This is a genomic window from Paraburkholderia sp. SUR17 (genome assembly GCF_029536165.1).
Lineage (GTDB): Bacteria > Pseudomonadota > Gammaproteobacteria > Burkholderiales > Burkholderiaceae > Paraburkholderia > Paraburkholderia kururiensis.
Genome location: NZ_CP120508.1, coordinates 1,764,556 through 1,780,210, shown reverse-complemented (window position 1 = coordinate 1,780,210; position 15,655 = coordinate 1,764,556). Strand labels below are relative to the sequence as shown.

The 15,655-nt window shown below is 65.3% G+C and carries 13 protein-coding genes; 1 reads left to right on the top strand and 12 read right to left on the bottom strand.

Going from position 1 to position 15,655, the window contains the following annotated elements:
- Positions 1 to 106 precede the first annotated feature (106 nt).
- From P2869_RS07875 to P2869_RS07860, 4 genes are all read right to left on the bottom strand, one after another.
- The gene (locus P2869_RS07875) at positions 107 to 925 is read right to left on the bottom strand and encodes an ABC transporter permease subunit (RefSeq protein WP_017775954.1); all 819 of its coding nucleotides are present in this window, start codon (positions 923 to 925) and stop codon (positions 107 to 109) included.
- Positions 922 to 1,854, bottom strand: coding sequence for an ABC transporter permease subunit (locus P2869_RS07870; RefSeq protein ID WP_277597946.1), 933 nt, complete (start codon positions 1,852 to 1,854; stop codon positions 922 to 924). Before P2869_RS07870 ends, P2869_RS07875 begins: the two co-directional genes overlap by 4 nt.
- Positions 1,851 to 3,014 (bottom strand): polyamine ABC transporter ATP-binding protein, encoded by a 1,164-nt coding sequence (potA, locus tag P2869_RS07865; RefSeq protein WP_017775956.1) that lies wholly within the window; start codon positions 3,012 to 3,014, stop codon positions 1,851 to 1,853. The genes P2869_RS07870 and potA overlap by 4 nt, the downstream gene beginning before the upstream one ends.
- Positions 3,015 to 3,143: 129 nt before the next feature.
- Positions 3,144 to 4,244 carry a polyamine ABC transporter substrate-binding protein gene (locus tag P2869_RS07860; RefSeq protein ID WP_277597945.1) on the bottom strand — a complete coding sequence of 367 codons (1,101 nt, stop codon included), beginning with the start codon at positions 4,242 to 4,244 and terminating at the stop codon, positions 3,144 to 3,146.
- Positions 4,245 to 4,900: 656 nt separating this feature from the next.
- On the opposite strand from P2869_RS07860, the gene P2869_RS07855 reads away from it, so the two are divergent.
- Entirely contained in the window at positions 4,901 to 5,104 is a 204-nt protein-coding gene (locus P2869_RS07855) for a DUF1289 domain-containing protein (RefSeq protein WP_277597944.1), read from the top strand.
- Between the two features lie 101 nt (positions 5,105 to 5,205).
- On the opposite strand, the gene P2869_RS07850 is transcribed toward P2869_RS07855, so the two are convergent.
- The 8 genes from P2869_RS07850 to P2869_RS07815 form a co-directional block, all read right to left on the bottom strand.
- On the bottom strand, positions 5,206 to 5,880 hold the full coding sequence (locus P2869_RS07850; protein ID WP_126879363.1) for an OmpW family outer membrane protein: 675 nt from the start codon (positions 5,878 to 5,880) through the stop codon (positions 5,206 to 5,208).
- Between the two features lie 67 nt (positions 5,881 to 5,947).
- Positions 5,948 to 7,138 (bottom strand): nitronate monooxygenase family protein, encoded by a 1,191-nt coding sequence (locus tag P2869_RS07845; protein ID WP_017775960.1) that lies wholly within the window; start codon positions 7,136 to 7,138, stop codon positions 5,948 to 5,950.
- 308 nt (positions 7,139 to 7,446) lie between these two features.
- On the bottom strand, positions 7,447 to 7,962 hold the full coding sequence (gene tssJ, locus P2869_RS07840) for a type VI secretion system lipoprotein TssJ (protein WP_277597943.1): 516 nt from the start codon (positions 7,960 to 7,962) through the stop codon (positions 7,447 to 7,449).
- Positions 7,962 to 9,833, bottom strand: a complete 1,872-nt coding sequence (gene tssF / locus P2869_RS07835; protein WP_277597942.1) for a type VI secretion system baseplate subunit TssF — start codon at positions 9,831 to 9,833, stop codon at positions 7,962 to 7,964. The genes tssJ and tssF overlap by 1 nt, the downstream gene beginning before the upstream one ends.
- Entirely contained in the window at positions 9,830 to 13,504 is a 3,675-nt protein-coding gene (locus P2869_RS07830) for an ImcF-related family protein (protein WP_277597941.1), read from the bottom strand. The genes tssF and P2869_RS07830 overlap by 4 nt, the downstream gene beginning before the upstream one ends.
- Positions 13,470 to 14,786 carry a hypothetical protein gene (locus tag P2869_RS07825; protein ID WP_277597940.1) on the bottom strand — a complete coding sequence of 439 codons (1,317 nt, stop codon included), beginning with the start codon at positions 14,784 to 14,786 and terminating at the stop codon, positions 13,470 to 13,472. Before P2869_RS07825 ends, P2869_RS07830 begins: the two co-directional genes overlap by 35 nt.
- Positions 14,786 to 15,046 (bottom strand): PAAR domain-containing protein, encoded by a 261-nt coding sequence (locus P2869_RS07820; protein WP_277597939.1) that lies wholly within the window; start codon positions 15,044 to 15,046, stop codon positions 14,786 to 14,788. The genes P2869_RS07825 and P2869_RS07820 overlap by 1 nt, the downstream gene beginning before the upstream one ends.
- Positions 15,043 to 15,534 carry a hypothetical protein gene (locus P2869_RS07815; protein ID WP_277597938.1) on the bottom strand — a complete coding sequence of 164 codons (492 nt, stop codon included), beginning with the start codon at positions 15,532 to 15,534 and terminating at the stop codon, positions 15,043 to 15,045. The genes P2869_RS07820 and P2869_RS07815 overlap by 4 nt, the downstream gene beginning before the upstream one ends.
- Positions 15,535 to 15,655 lie beyond the last annotated feature (121 nt).

The following is a 15,655-nucleotide window of genomic DNA, read 5'->3' as shown; positions in this document are numbered from 1 at the left end:
GGCGGATGAGTGAAGCGGGGTGCGTGAAGCGGGGTCGGTCAAGCGGGCTCGGCTCGGCGGCGGCCAGGCGAAGTCCGCGAAGTGCCGCCGGCGAGCCGTCCTGAACCTAAACCGCCTCCGCAAGGCGCCGGCGCTCGGCGCGCTGCATGAAGTGATTCGCCACGATCACGCCGACCGTCACGACGGCGATGAAGAGCGTGGCGAGCGCGTTCATCTCCGGGTTCAGGCCGAGACGCACGCGTGAGAACACCACGAGCGGCAACGTCGTGGAGCCCGGACCCGAGAGGAACGCCGAGAGCACGAGGTCGTCGATGGAGAGCGTGAACGAGAGCAGCCAGCCCGCCACCAGCGCCTGGGAGATGAGCGGCAGCGTGATCGCGAAGAACACCTTGACGGGCGTGGCGCCCAGATCGAGCGCCGCTTCTTCCAGCGACGGATTCAGTTCGCGCACACGCGACTGCACGATGATCGCGACGTACGAAATGCACAGCATCACGTGGCCGATCCAGATCGTGAAGACGCCGCGCCCCGCGGGCCAGCCGATCAGCTTGCCCATTTCCACGAAGAGCAGCAGCAGCGAAATGCCCTGGATCACCTCGGGAATTACGAGCGGCGCGTTGATCATGCCCGTGTAGAGCGTGAAGCCGCGAAAGCGGCCCATACGCGCGAGCACGAAGCCCGCCCATGTGCCGATCACGACGGAAGCGAACGCCGTCATCAGCGCGATGCGCAACGAAAGCCAGGCGGCGGCGATCAGTTCGTCGTCGCGCACGAGCGCCGCGTACCACTTCGTCGAAAAATGCGTCCATACCGTCACGAGCTGCGAGTCGTTGAACGAATAGACGACGAGGCTCACGATGGGGATGTAGAGAAACGCGAAGCCTATGCCAAGCGCGACGATCTGCAGGATGCGATTCGGCTTCATCGGCTGCGCCCCTCCAGGTCTTTCGCCTGGTAATGCTGGAACAGCGCCATCGGTACGAGCAGCAGCAGCACCATCGCACAGGTCACCGCGGATGCCATCGGCCAGTCTGCGTTGTCGAAGAACTCGTTCCACATGACGCGGCCGATCATGAGCGTGTTGGCGCCGCCCAGCAGTTCCGGAATCACGTACTCGCCCACTGCGGGAATGAACACCAGCAGGCAGCCCGCGATGATGCCGTTGCGCGAGAGCGGCAGCGTGATCTGCAGGAAGGCCTTCCACGGCTTCGCGCCCAGGTCGTAGGCCGCTTCGAGCAGCGTGAGGTCCATCTTGACGAGGTGCGCGTAGAGCGGCATCACGAGGAACGGCAGGTACGAATAGACCATGCCGATATAGACGGCCGTGTTCGTGTGATAAAGCTCGAGCGGCGCGTGAATGATGCCGATCGACATCAGGAAGTTATTGAGCAGCCCGTTGTTCTTGAGAATGCCGATCCACGCGTAGACGCGAATCAGGAAAGACGTCCAGAACGGCAGCATCACACCCATCATCAGGATGTTGCGCGTGGCCGGGTTCGAGCGCGCGATGTAGTACGCCATCGGGTAGCCGAGCAGCAGGCACAGCAGCGTGGAAATTGCCGCGACCATCACGGAGTTCACGTAGGTCGCGAAATACAGGCTGTCTTGCAGCAGGAACGCGTAGTGCGAGAGGTCGAGCGCGACGTGGACGATGCCGTCCGCGTACGAGGTGAGTTCCGTGTACGGCGGAATGCCGAGCTGCTGGTCCGCGAAGCTGATCTTCACGACCAGGATGAACGGCACGAGGAAAAACAGCAGCAGCCAGACGAACGGCCCTGCCACCACGGCCGTGCGACCGGTCAGGTTGAATCGCCGCACCGGCCACTGGGCCAGCGCCGTCAGCTTGCTCTTCATGACGTCAGCACCACCCCGGCGGAGGCGCTCCAGCGCACGTAGACCTCGTCGTCCCAGGTGGGCGAATCGATCTCGGAAAGCGCGAGGCTCGACACGTTCGCGATCACGGTTTTGCCCGAGTCGAGCTTCACGTGATAGAGCGAGTAGCCGCCCATGTACGCGATGTTCTTCACGACGCCGTGGCCCCAGTTGAACGCGCCCTCGGGCGGCTTGCGCGTGAGCGCGATGCGCTCGGGCCGCACCGAGATCGTCACGGGCATGCCGAGCGGGCCCGTAATGCCGTGGTTCACGTAGAGGCGCACCGGCAGTTCGGCGCATTCCACGAACACGTGGTCGGGTTCGTCTTCCACCACGTTGCCGTCGAAGAGATTGGTGGAGCCGATGAATTCGGCCGAAAAACGCGTGTTCGGGTATTCGTAGACTTCGCTCGGCGTGCCGAGCTGGACGATCTCGCCTTCGCTCATCACGGCGAGGCGGTTCGCCATCGTCATGGCCTCTTCCTGGTCGTGCGTAACCATGATGCAGGTGACGCCCACCTTGTCGAGGATGTTGACGAGCTCGATCTGCGTGCGCTGGCGGATCTGCTTGTCGAGCGCGGACATCGGCTCGTCGAGCAGCAGGAGCTTCGGCCGTTTCACGAGCGAGCGCGCAAGCGCCACGCGCTGCTGCTGGCCGCCCGACAGCTGGTGCGGCTTGCGCTTCGCGAAGCGGCTCATCTGCACGAGGTCGAGCACGGCCTGCACGCGCTCCTTGATCTCCGCCTTCGGCACGCCTTCCTGCTTGAGGCCGAAGGCGACGTTGGCCTCCACCGTCATGTGCGGAAAGAGCGCGTACGACTGGAACATCATGTTCACGGGCCGCCGGTATGGCGGCAACTGCGCGAGGTCTTCGCCGTCGATCAGGATCTTGCCCGACGTGACGGGCTCGAAGCCCGCCAGCATGCGCAGCAGCGTGGACTTGCCGCAACCCGAGCTGCCGAGCAGCGCGAACAGTTCGCCCTTTCTCACCGACAGGCTCACGTTCTTCACCGCCACCGTCTCGCCGAACTTCTTGACGACGTCGATGACCTGAACGAAATCTTCCGTTGCACGGTCTGCAACGGGCGCATTGCCTCGGGGCGCTGCACCGGCCGCTGCCGGCGCGCTCGACTGCTCACTCATGATCTGCTGCCCTGCTCCAGCACGGTTGATACACGGGGTTTGACGAACAAAGCCCCCGGCGGACACCGGGGGCCTCGTGGTTGCATGGCGGCTAGCGCCTCTCGCGCGGCCGCTGCCATGACCGCCACATCAGCGGCCGGACTTGAATTCCGTCCACAGTCGCGTTTGCAGCCGCTGGATTTCAGGCGGCAGCGGCTTCAACAGGAACAGCGTCTTCACGACGTCCGCGGGCGGGTAGATGGCCGGGTCGTTAGCGATGTCCTTGTCCACGTACTTACGCGCCTCGGCGTTGGCGCTCGGATAGTAGACGGCATTTGTGATGGCGGCGTGGACCTGCGGCGTTTCGATGTAGTTGATCCACTCGAGCGCGGCTTCCTTGTGGGCCGCGTCCTTCGGAATGGTCATCACGTCAAACCAGATCGGCGCGCCGCCCTTCGGAATGAAGTACTCGATCTTGTAAGGTTTCTTCGCGTCGATCGCGCGGTGCTTGGCGATCACCACGTCGCCCGACCAGCCGTAGGTGAAGCAGACGTCGCCGCCCACCATGTCGTTGATGTAGCCCGACGAGTTGAACTGCGTGATGTACGGCCGGATTTTCTTGAGCATCGCGAGCGCGGCGCGATAGTCGTCCGGGTTGCGGCTCATCGGGTCTTTGCCGATGTAATGGAGCGCCGCGGCGAACATCTGGTCGGGGGCATCGAGCACCGAGACGCCACAGGCCTTCAGCTTCGAAATGTTCTCGGGCTTGAAAAGGATGTCCCAGTTATCGAGCGGAACGTTCTTGCCGAGAATCTGCTGCACCTTCGTCACGTTGTAGCCGAGGCCCGTCGTGCCCCATGCCCAGGGCACGGCGTACTTGTTGCCCGGGTCCGCGCCCGCCACGAGATTCATCAGTTGGGGATCGAGGTACTTGAGGTTCGGCAGCTTCGACTTGTCGAGCGGCGCGAAGATGCCGGCGGCGATCTGCTTGCCCGCGTAGTTGCTGGTCGGCACGACGATGTCGTAGCCGGAATTGCCGGTGAGGAGCTTGGCCTGCAGCGTGTCGTCGCTGTCGTAGTTGTCGTAGCGGACCTTCACGCCGGTCTGTTTCTCGAAGTTCGGGATCGTGTCCTTGGCGATGTAATCGGACCAGTTGTACACGTTGAGTTGCGTATCCTTCGCCATCGCCGTCGCAAAGGGCACCGCGCACAGCACGAGCGCCGCCAGCTGGCCCACCACCTGTTTCTTCATCCCGTTCTCCATGTGACCGGCATCGTGCCGGTGCTTGATCCCGCTCGATGCCGCTTGATCCTGTTTAACCCCGCCTGACGCCGCGCCGTAACCGGTGCGGCTCCTCCGAAAAACCCGAAACGTACCACTAATCGTTGTCCGCGACAAAAAAAATGCCCGGGTGTCGCGGATACGGCACAGCCTTTGCCCAAGCCGCTCCTCGGGCTGCCCTGCCCCCGAGGGTGAGGTGACGGGCGCCTGCTTGCCGGCCGGCAGCGCCTCGTCCGGCAACCGGTGAAGCAAGCCGGAGAGACGCGCAAATCGGGCGCAATTTTATCGGGTTATGCGACGGTGTCTACTGCGAAAAAAGCCTGGCAGGTGGTGGCAAATGCGGTGGCAAAAGCAGTGGCAAATGCAGTGGCAAAAGCGGTGGCAAATGCAAGGCCGGCAATGAGGCCGGCTGCGAGGCCTGACTGCGGGCCGAACGGGGGCACAGAGCGGGCCCAAACGCGGAAGCGGATTGCACCACTGCGGTGCGGTAACCGTGGCGCGCGTCGCCCTATCTGATGGCCCACGCAGCGCGGCCCGATATCCCTACCGCGCGAGAGGCGTTCAGGGCATCGGTTACCATAGCGGCACTTGCCGATGTTCGCTGGATCTCCCCTGAATTCTTCCCGATGACCTCCAATCTGCACGACCTTCCCGACAGCCCCTGCATCGGCGTCTGCTCGACGCTTTTCGACGAGGTCTGCAAGGGCTGCGGACGCACGGCCTCCGAGGTCTCGAACTGGGTCTTCATGAGCCGCGACGAAAAGCGCGCCGTCTGGGAACGCATCCAGCGCGAAGGCACGGCAATGCGCTTCAAGTACGACAAGCTATAGGCGCCTGTCGCCTCAGCAGAAACAAAAAAACGCCGGGTTTCCCCGGCGTTTTTGTTCCCCCCTGAACGCGCTCTGTGGCGCGTTTGCGTTGCGCCTGTCGGTCAAAACTTCATACCGACGCCCACGCCCACCACGAGCGGGTCGATGTGGAGCGTGCCAAGCGACGCGCCGTTGAGCGACGCATCCGTCTTCATCCAGATCTTCTTGATGTCCACGTTGGCGAAGATCTTCTTCGTCACCTGGATGTCGATACCGGCCTGCAGCGCCGGACCGAAGCTGTGGTTGCCAACGGAGATCTGCGAGCCGCCCGCATGCAACCCGTTGTTGTAGAAGAGCGTGTAGTTCACGCCGGCGCCCACGTACGGGCGAACCTTGCCGGCATGGTTGAAGTGGTACTGCAGCAGCAGCGTGGGCGGCAGCACGCCGACGCCGCCCAGGTTGCCGAGGCTCGACGTGACCTGATGGCGCGACGTGCCGAGAATCAGCTCGACGCCCAGGTAGTCACGGATCATGTAGGTGAAGTCGAGTTCCGGCACGATCGCGTTGTTCACATCGACGTTCAGCGCGGAAAGCGTATCGCTCGTGCGTGCATTCGGTTCGATGCTGATGGCGCGCAGACGTACCAGCCAGTCGCCGGCATGAATGCCGCCGCTGGTGGCGTCGGACACCGCGTCCGGCGTGGTGGTGGCGGCGTCTGCCGCGTTGGCCGCCGGGGCGGCGAATGCCGCGCCAAGCACACAGGCTGAAGCGGCAAGGGTCTTGATGAGCTTTTGCATGTCTTTCCCCGTGGTCAAAATGCCCTTGCATTCTGTAGGGCTTATTGCCACGGAGATTTGACGTTTATCAAGCCAGCGCAAACGCCCCCGATCGTGCGACAGCCGGTCGCGCCACGCCCGTCAGCAAGAGTTCAATGAGCTCGCGCACGCTGCGAATGGCGTTGCCGAACGGCAGCGACTCGCGGCCGCGGAAGAAGAGCCCATTGGCGACGTCGCCGCGCAGCGCGGCGGCAAGACGCGTGTCGATACAGAAGTGGCCGAACTTTTCCACGCCGTCGCGCAGGCCACACACCGAGAGGCATTCGAGCGCCGTGGGGCACGCATTCTTGATGCTGCCGATCTTGGCGCGAATGCGCGACTCGTTGCGCAGGTAGCGCGCGAGCCATGGCGTCTTCACCGCGCGCGCAGGCAGCCCCGTCACGCTCACGAACTCGACGATGTCTTCGGGACGCGCATCGGCCAGCACGCGCTTGAAGTTCGGATGCGCGTCGCCCTCCTCCGTCACGGCAAAAGGCGTGCCGACCTGCACGCCGTTCGCGCCGGCCGCCAGCCACTTGCGCACGGCCTCGTGGCTATTGATGCCGCCCGCCACGATCAACGGCACGTCTTCGCGACGCAGACCGAGCGACGTGAAAACCGGATCGAGCTCGGCGAAAATCCGCTCGAACGAGAAACGCTCGTCGTTCATTTCGGAAAGATTGGTCACGCCGAGGTGGCCGCCCGCGTGGGCGGGATGCTCGATGACGACCGCGTCCGGCAAGCGGCCCTTCTTCATCCACTTCTTGAGCACGAGCGCGATGCCGCGAGCATCCGAGAGAATGGGGATCAGCGCGATGTCGTGACCCTGCGTGAGGTCGGGCAGATCGAGCGGCAGACCGGCGCCCATCACAATGGCGTGGGCGCCGTTCTCGCAGGCCGCGCGCACGTAGTCGGCGTGCGCGCTCACCGCTTTCATCACGTTGACCGCAATCATGCCGTGGCCTTCCGAGAGCCGCTTCGCGCCTTCGATCTCGCGGGCGAGCGCGATCAGGTTCGCGCGCTCCAGCGTCTCGCGCCGCGGGTCCGCACGGCACATGTCGAGCAGATCCGGGTGATGGTGGCGCAGGTCGATGCTCGCAATCGTGCCGACCGCGCCTTCGCGCGCCACGCTGCCGGCGAGCCGATGAGCCGAAATGCCGACGCCCATGCCGCCCTGCACGATGGGCAACAGCGCGCGGCCGCGAATTCTGAGCGGCGCGAACGGGTGAGATGGAAACATGAGGGGTGCCCGCTTCTTTGGTGACGAAGCCGCCATGATCGCGTGACGCGACAGACGCGCTTTGCGCAAAATCAACGACTCATGCGGATGGGCGGAAAAATCGCCGGTTGTTGATCGACGTCATGTCGGCAACGGCGGCGAAACGGCGCGCTTGCCAGCTTTTTGGTGTATTGGAAGGCCGGGCGGCGCCCTGTGAGCGGCCGGTTCAGGCCGCCGGCCGCATCGTCGGAGACCGCTCCGCAGTCACCGTCGGCGCCGTGAGCGACGCGGGCGGCCGGATGGCCGTCACAGGCGCCAATACACGACGTTCACCTTCGCCAGGCCTCGATTTCCAGCGTGCGGTCCGCCGCCACCAGCCTCACCGGATCCGTGTTCTTCCACTGCGACTTCGGCACCAGCACGGACCATTCGCGACTGCCCGTGTCGCGGAAGAACGCCGCCACCCCCACGTAGTTCGCCGCATCGCCGATCGGTTCGGACACCTTGACCGTCTGCCACGGCCCGAGCGTCACGTCCCGGCTCCAGAGTGTTGCCGCCGTCAGTGCCTCGCTGCCTTCGAGCATCTGCGCGGGTGTCGCCGTGGCGAATGCCTTCCCGTCCTTCAGTTGGACGATGCGCAGCACGACCGGCAGCGGCACGCCGTGCGCGTCCGGGTTCAGCGCACCGCGCGCCGTGATCTCCAGGTTCATCTGCTCGACCTTCGTCTCGAACACCGCGCGTGTGACACTCACGGCGCCCCCCTTCACCGACTGCCACGTCCCGCATGCGGAAACCGTCAGCGCCAGGATCACGCCGGGTGTGTATCGCCTGATTGAAGTTGTCATCAGAATGCGGCTCCCTTCCAGTCGGTGCCCGGCCAGAGCGTTTCCTCGCCATCGACCGTCAGCACCAGTTGCACGGAATGCTGCAGGCTCGCGTAGCGCCCGAGGAAATGGGCCAGCACGTCGCCGAACAGCACGACATCGCCCGGTCCGTCGAAACCACCCGCATCGAGTTCGACATGGACGCGCACGACCGGCAACACGTCCCTGCGCCGGGTGGTCTGCTCCTGAGAGAAACGCACCGACCGGATCGCATCGATACGCCGCGAGATCGTGTCGTCGGACGCCCAGTCGTAGAGTTCGAGCACCTCGCGCAGCACCGGAGCGCCCTCCACGAGCATCCGGTTGAATTCGTTCGCGCCGTTCGCGGTGTAGTGGCCCAGCACGCGCCAGTCATAGCCCGGGTAGTCGCGCGGCGGGTACTGCGGCAGGCTGGGCGCGGTCAGGTTGCGTACCGATGCGATGCCGGTAAAACCGGTGACGGTCTCCGTGATCGTCACCTGCGCGAGCGCGAGGCGCGGCAGGCGGCCGTTGTTTGCGAGCGCGCGCACCATCACGTGGTGGTCGGGTTGGGGACGGTCCTCATCGCCGTGTGCGTCGCCATACGTCCCCGCCCACAGCTGACCAGCCAGCGTCACCCACAGCTCGCGTCCCACCGCGCCGTGGCGCGTCGCGGTATGGAAGTACCGCTCGGGGTTGTCGTAGCGCAGCATCCAGCCGCGATGCCGGAAGCTCGTGAATGGCGTGTAGGCATGCCGGGCGCTGCCCTCCGGGTCGGCGGCGGTCACCGTGAGCAGGTCGTAGGGCTCGACGTGATCCTCCAGCGCCGGATGCACGCGCACGCGGTGTTCGGTGTCGTGCCAGCCGGCGGGATGCAGCGGCAACGCGTCCACCTCGAACAGGTTGATTACCGGCGTGCAGAAGAGCCGGAAGCTGTCGCGGCCCACCGGCTGGTCGCAGGGCATGCGACCGTCCAGTTCGAACTCGAAGGTCAGGCGCGTTTCGTTCGCCGGCACCATTGCACTGTCGAAGCCGCACAGGTCGACGAAGTGGAATTTCTGCGGGAACACGAAATACTCGAGCAGTGTCTGTTCGCGATCGAGTGCCTCGTTGCGCGCGGCGTCCATGACTGGCCACAGCCGCGTGGGCGGACCGAAGCCTGACGGCTCGAAACGCACACCGTCGAGTGGCTGAAGCTCGCCGTCACGCACGGACGGCAAGCGCAGGCCGACCGACGCAACCTGGCGAGTAAGCGTCGCGTACAGGGCCGCGGCGGCCGCGCGCTCGCCGTGCAGATAGAAGCGGATACGCGACAGGTCCGCATGTTCGCGCTGGTCCCCGAACCAGAGGCCCAGCGTGAGGCGGATGACCGTGCGCCCGTCCGCACGGACCGCCACGGTTGCGTCCTCGATGGAGAGCGGCAGCAGGTCGACCGCCTGTGTCGTGCGGAACGGGCAGCGCACCCCGTCGGGCCCGACCGGCGCCGAGCGCACCACGGCCCCGGCCGGAATGCCCGCCGTCATCGAACCGCCGCGCTGGAGGGGCAAACACTCGATGATGGACAGCGACGGAACCGGGCGCGCCATGTGCCCGTAGAGATTGTCGAGCAGCCCTTCGGTGACTTCCGGCATCCCGTCGTCGAGCTTCATGCGCAGTCGCGCGACGAGCAGCGCGAAACCTTCACTGACTGCCCGGACCGGTCCGTCCTCCTCGCCTCGCGCCTGGCCTGGCTGCATGCCGAGACGTCGCGCCGCGTCGGGCTGGGCGCGTGCGAACTCGCGGCCAGCCTCGCGCAGATAACGCATCTCGGCATCGAAATAGCGCAGCAGCGGACTGGCCTCTTCCTGCTGGTGCGGTTTCCACGGCGCGCTCACGGCTGCAGCTCCGGTGGCAACGGCGGCAGCGACGGCAGGCCTGCGATCACGCCCGCACGGCCCGTCACGAAGATCCGCTCCGGCATCCGGAAGCCGCGCAGCTTCAGCAGTTCCAGCGGCCCGGCGCCCGCCTGTACGCGCAGCAGGTAGCGCAGTGGTGGAGGTGCATCGGGGTTCGTGACAGCACTGGCCACGCGGGCGACACTCGCAGCCGATGCGGCCTTCGCGTCATCGCCACCTGCCGGGCTGTTCCAGACCAGTTCGTAGCGCGTATCGTCGAGTGCCCTCACCTGGGCTTTTTCCAGCAGGCGCAGGAAGGCCCAGTCGCCGGTACTGTCGAACGCGATGCGCACGCCCGCGTTCAGCGTCTGCCACGTCAGCGACGCCTGGCCGTGCAGGCCGTCGCCCGGCCAGGCAAACGGCGTCCATGCTTCCTGCTGGTTGAAGTAGGCGACGCGGTGGCCGTCGACGGAAAGCTCCGTGCGCGTCACGCCCGGCGTGGACTGCGGCATGAGCGCGAAGCGGTAGCTGGCCTCGCCCTGCGCATAGAGACGTGCCCCCATCGGACCGGTCAGGCGCAGCATGGCGAGAAACTTCGGATCGAACTGCAGCGACTGCGGCGCGAGTTCGTTCGGCACCCACTGGTCGCCCTGCCGCTTCAGCACACCCGACAGCTCGACCTGGATGAAGCGGTTGACGAGCCCCGTATCGGGCCGTACGTAACGGCCAAATTCCGCAAACGATGCATCCGCCGCCGTCGGCGAGAACGGATAGCGCGAGGCGAACGTCGAGGCGAACGGGGCCGCGACACCCGCGCGCCATGCCTCGTTCAGGCTCGCGGCCGCGGGCTGCAAAACGGCCTCCCATGCCGCGTCGAGCGGCTGCACGAACATCGTCTGCCCGAACCCCGCCCACTGCGCGCCGAGACTCGCGGCGGTCAGCGCCGCGTCGTCGCGTGCCTGCGTGAGATCGGAGAGCTTGCCCTGGAACACGGCCTGCGCAAGCGCACGCGCCATCGCCTGCGCGTCCGGGCTCGACTGGATCTGCTGTAGCTTCAGGCGCACGGTCGTGTCGGCGGTCAGCACGCGCGGGAGGCTCACGCCGCTGAACGCGGCGGCATTCGTGCCATTGGCCGCCTCGCTATTCCCCGCGGCTGGCGGCGCCGCGTTTGCCGCGCCCATCAGCGCGAGCAGCGGACCGAACGTGCGGTCCAGCGGATTCACCACTGGCGCCTGCGTCGCGTTGCTGTCGCCGCCGTCGAACAGACCCTGCGCCCTGCGCACGAGCGTATCGGTGAGGGCCTGCGAGGGACGGCCCGCCTCGCCCTGATACTGCACCGACTTCATGACCGCGAGCAGCGGCGAGGTCTGTGCGTCGGTCAGGCGCGTGAGCTGGTCGATCACCGCAGAGAAGCTGTTGGCGGGCAGCCACTGGAAGCTGTTGAGCATGCCTGCCCATGCGGTCGTGTAGTCGGTGAAATAGCGCTCGCGCAGCCGCTTTTTCAGGGCGACCGCGCCCTGTCTTGCTTCCGCTTCGGCCTGCGCCGCCCCGACCGCGCCTTCCACGGTGGTGGCATTGACGCGCGCGATCGGCTGTTCGCCGGTCAGTACCCAGTCGCCTTCGACATGCTGGCCTTTCACGGCGTCGTCGATGGCCTTTTCGACCACGCCTTCCCAGGCCGCGCGCGTGAAGACGCCCGGCACCGTCTGCGTGGTCGTGAAGAGGCCGTGTGCGTCGGCGCCGGCCAGCAGCGTGGCGAGCGACACATCGGCGTACCGGCCGCGCGCATCGCCGAGCACGCGCTGGTAGAGCGCGTCGTCGCTGGCCGCGAGGCCGATCTGGTTCACGAGCGTCGAACGCATCTGCGTGACGAGCGGCGCCGACGCGTTGAGCCGCCACTCCGGATGCACCCTGAGGTGAGCGGACCAGAAGCCCGTGAGCTGCTGCGAGACGTCGAGCCATTCGCCCGCGCGCATGCCGGCGACCGCGGGCCACACCTCGAGCATCTGCGCCTTGAGGAATGGCGCGTCAGTGCGGGCTGGCGTGGCGAGCATGAGATAGGCCTTGAGGCGGCTGTAGGCGCGCTGTTGCGCGTCGTGGCTCTGCTGCTCGTCGGCACGGACCTGCGAGAGTTGGGCGAGTTGCCCTTCGAGCGCCTGCGCGACCGGCTGGCGCAGGTTGCGGATGGCGACGGTCTGGTAGGGCTGCCACAGTGCGGCGAGCAGGTTGTCGTTGCGCGAAAGGCCCGCACGCAGGTACCACGGGGCGCCGTGCTGCTGGCGGTATTCGAGTGTCGCTATGCGGTTCTGGAGGGCGAGCTGGGCACGCAGCGCATCGGGTGTGCCGGGGGTGGCCGCAAGTGCGGCCTCCGCAGCCGTCTGGGCGTCATGCACCAGCGCCCGGTTGCCGAGACCGGACACCATGAGCAGCACCGTCCACACAACGGCGGCGGCCAGCACGCATGTCGCGAGGACGTTGGGCCAGTACAGCCCGGTGCGGCGGCCGTGGTAGGCCGGCATCGAGGCGGCAATCTGTTTCCACACCGGGACCAGCGCCCGGGGCTGGAGCGGCGTGACGAGGCTCACGGGCGCGGGCTGGGCTGCCGGGGGCGTCCCGGTTCCCTGTCCGGTCGGATTCTCGCGATCAACGACCGGTACCGGCACGGGCGACGTGCCTTCAAAGACAGGCGCGAACACGACACCTGCCAGCGGTGCGCGCAGCCAGTTCGATGAGGCCAGTGCCCCGAGGCTCGCGGCGATGTGCCCTGCGTGGTCGCCGACATACTTCGAGACCTCCAGCGTCCACCTCATCCAGAGCGGCGCGCCTGCCTGCGACACGCCGATGTCGGCCGTCCTGCGTTGCACCTGGCCCAGCAACGCAGGCGCGCGGCCAGCCGACGCCTGTGCCTGCCTACGTGAACCGCCGGGCAGAAACGTACCCACTGGCTCGAACTGTTCAGGCGGGTGGCCCTGCGCCTCGACCGGATGCAGGAACGTGACGGGCGCGGCCCAGCGCAGCGCCGTGGCGATGGCCGACAGCCTGCGCGGCAGTTCGGTGTCCGGATCATTAGCGTGCGCGACATGCACGATGCCATCGACCGGCCGGTGCCAGCGCAGCCGCCGGATCTGGTCCAGCCACTTCGCTGGGTCGATGCCGTCCGGTGAGGCGTGCACGAGAACCGTTTCGCCTACCTGCATGACGGCCGCCTGCTTCAGGCCTGGCGCGACCTGTTCGACACGTTCGTCTGTACCGTTCACCAGCAGCCAGCGCAGGCGGCCGCGCCAGAACCAGCCGTGCGAGACGCGCAGTTCCTCGTACAGGCGTTGCAGACGTGCGTCGCGCCTGAGTGGCTTCGCGGCCTTCGTGTAATCGCCGGTCTCTCTCTCGAAAAGCCGTCCCGCGAAACCGTACGTCCCGGTCGCAAACAGTACGAGATGAATCACGACGACGATAGCGAAGATGGCAAGGATGGCAATGATCGCCTTCAGCTTCGGCTCGCCGGCGGCCACACCCACCATGTCGCCACGCACCGAGACGATGCCGATCGCAAGCAGGGCGACAACGAGAGCCGCAACGGGCAGGCCCCAGATCGCGAGGCGGCCCCGTGACGCCGGTTGCTCCATTGACGCTGCCGCCTCAAGCGGTTGCAGGGAAAGCCTGGGGTCTGTCATCGGTAATCCGGTTGTTATCGGTTGTTGCAGGCATGACGCGCAGGACTACGGACTGCAGGCCGTCGACGATCAGTTGCGGGCCATCGGCCGCACCGGCCTCGACAGCGGCGGCAACCGCCAGCCAGCCGTTCGCGTCGCCCATGTCGCCCACCACGCGATCGGGCCGAAGTTGCGCGTCGTCTTTCGCAATCGCGTCCATATGGGCAGCACTGAGCGCCCTGTCGCAGCCTTCGACGGGCCGGGCGATCCATGCGCGCACGAGCGAGGCAGAACCAGCCTTGCCCCAGACGGCAGCATTGGCAAAGCCGTATTCAGCCTCGCCATCAATCGCCCGGACAGGACGGTGCAGCAAGGCTGCGACCGTCACGGCTTCCGGTAGCCTGAAATAGCCCGGCGAGAGCAGCACCACGACGCAGCCCTCGGTGCTGCCCTCGGGCGGTCCCTTCTCATGCCAGGCCGTCGCCACCACGAGCAGCGGCCTCGCCTCCTTCGCATCGAGCCAGGCATCGGCGACCATCAGCCCGTTCGTAGCCGGCGATGCCAGCACAGCGAGCGGCGGCAGACCCCCGATGCGCAGGGCGTCGATGACCCGCGCAACATCCGCCTGCTCGCTGCCGGGGACACTCAGCACGCGGACCTGCGGCCACCATTGCCGTTCGTAGCACGCGAGCGCGCGCAGGCTGACTGCAAGCGGCTCCAGCGCCCTTGCGATCTTGAGCGTGAGAAGGGAGACCTGTGCCGGCACAGCTGGATCAGCGGTCTCTTCTTCTCCAGCAAAGCGGTCGATAACGACCGGCTCGTCAACCAGCCAGTCCGCCTCCTCGAAGCGGGCATGTTCGACAGGTTTCGAGCCAGCGCGCGGCACCTGTGAAGCGGGCAGCCGCATTTTGCTGGCCATGGCTTCGGCGAGCGTCTGTTCAACTGCTGCGCCAAGGGGCAGGCAGTACCCGATGCCCAGTACCTGGAGGGGCGTCTGTGCGGCGCGCAGCCGCTCTGCCAGCCACCGCTTACGAAACTCATTGCGCCAGTGGACGCGGTACCACAGCGCCTCGAAGCCGGCCCGTTCGATGGCAAACAGAAGTACGAACGCACCGTTAGGAAAACCAGCGAAACAGAGCCAGAACCAGGCGCCGCGCGCCGGTTCCCCCTTCGGCCAGAGCACCATCGCAATGGCAACGCCGGATACGTTGCAGGCAAGCCAGATGCAGAACCACCAAGGCCAGAACCTGGGGCGGCGGGGATAGGCACCCGGGCGTCCGGCAGCAGAAAGATCGACAGGCATTACGCGACGTTGAAGTTCATCAATGATGAAAGCAGCCTGCAGCCGCATGCACAGCGATAGTGGTGGAAGGCGACGACCCTGCCGTCCCGGTCGGGAAATTTCTCGTAACCCTCGGCAATCGTAGTGGGTCCGTGCTGCTCGCAGATCGCCTCGTCGCCCTTGCGGGCGAGCGGGCGGCCCATCACCTCGAACCACGGTGAGCCTTCTGTGACTTCGCCACCGTTTTCCAGCTTGTCGCCCTTGCGGATGGGGGATTTCATTTCGAAACCCAATTGAACAGCTTGCTGCACGCCTCATTGTCAATTGCAATTGACCTTCCAGTTTTTATTTCAATTACATCAATCTTAGAATCCGAGCCGCACTGACGCCGATCCACCGAAATATATTTTCCGTCAAGCGATATAACAGGGTTCATATCCGACGAACCCTCCTCTTCCAACGTGGACTTGCTGACCGCAGTTCTATAAAAACCTGGTTTTTTCACCAGATTTCTGTCGCTTCCAATTTTCGCGACAACCGCCAAAAAACACACGGGCGAAGCACTAACAGGGACCATGGACGCATAAATACCAGCTTTGATATTTATATCCGATAGAAATCCCACGTGCGGAGCCGCTCGCCGAACGTGAATAGGTACATCAGCCTTACAGTGGCTTAACTCAGCAACAGGAACGTAGGCAGTACCTGAGACAATAACTGCCTTGCCATCCGAGCTCAGCGTGACGTCAATCGGCTCTTCATCTATCAAACAATGAAAGTTCCCTGTCTCAGACTGCACAGACAAATTGAAATATCTCGCTCTGCTCGGTACACTACTATTGCAGTATGCGTACGCCGAGACAGTAAATAGAGCGATAAAGAGAAGAAAA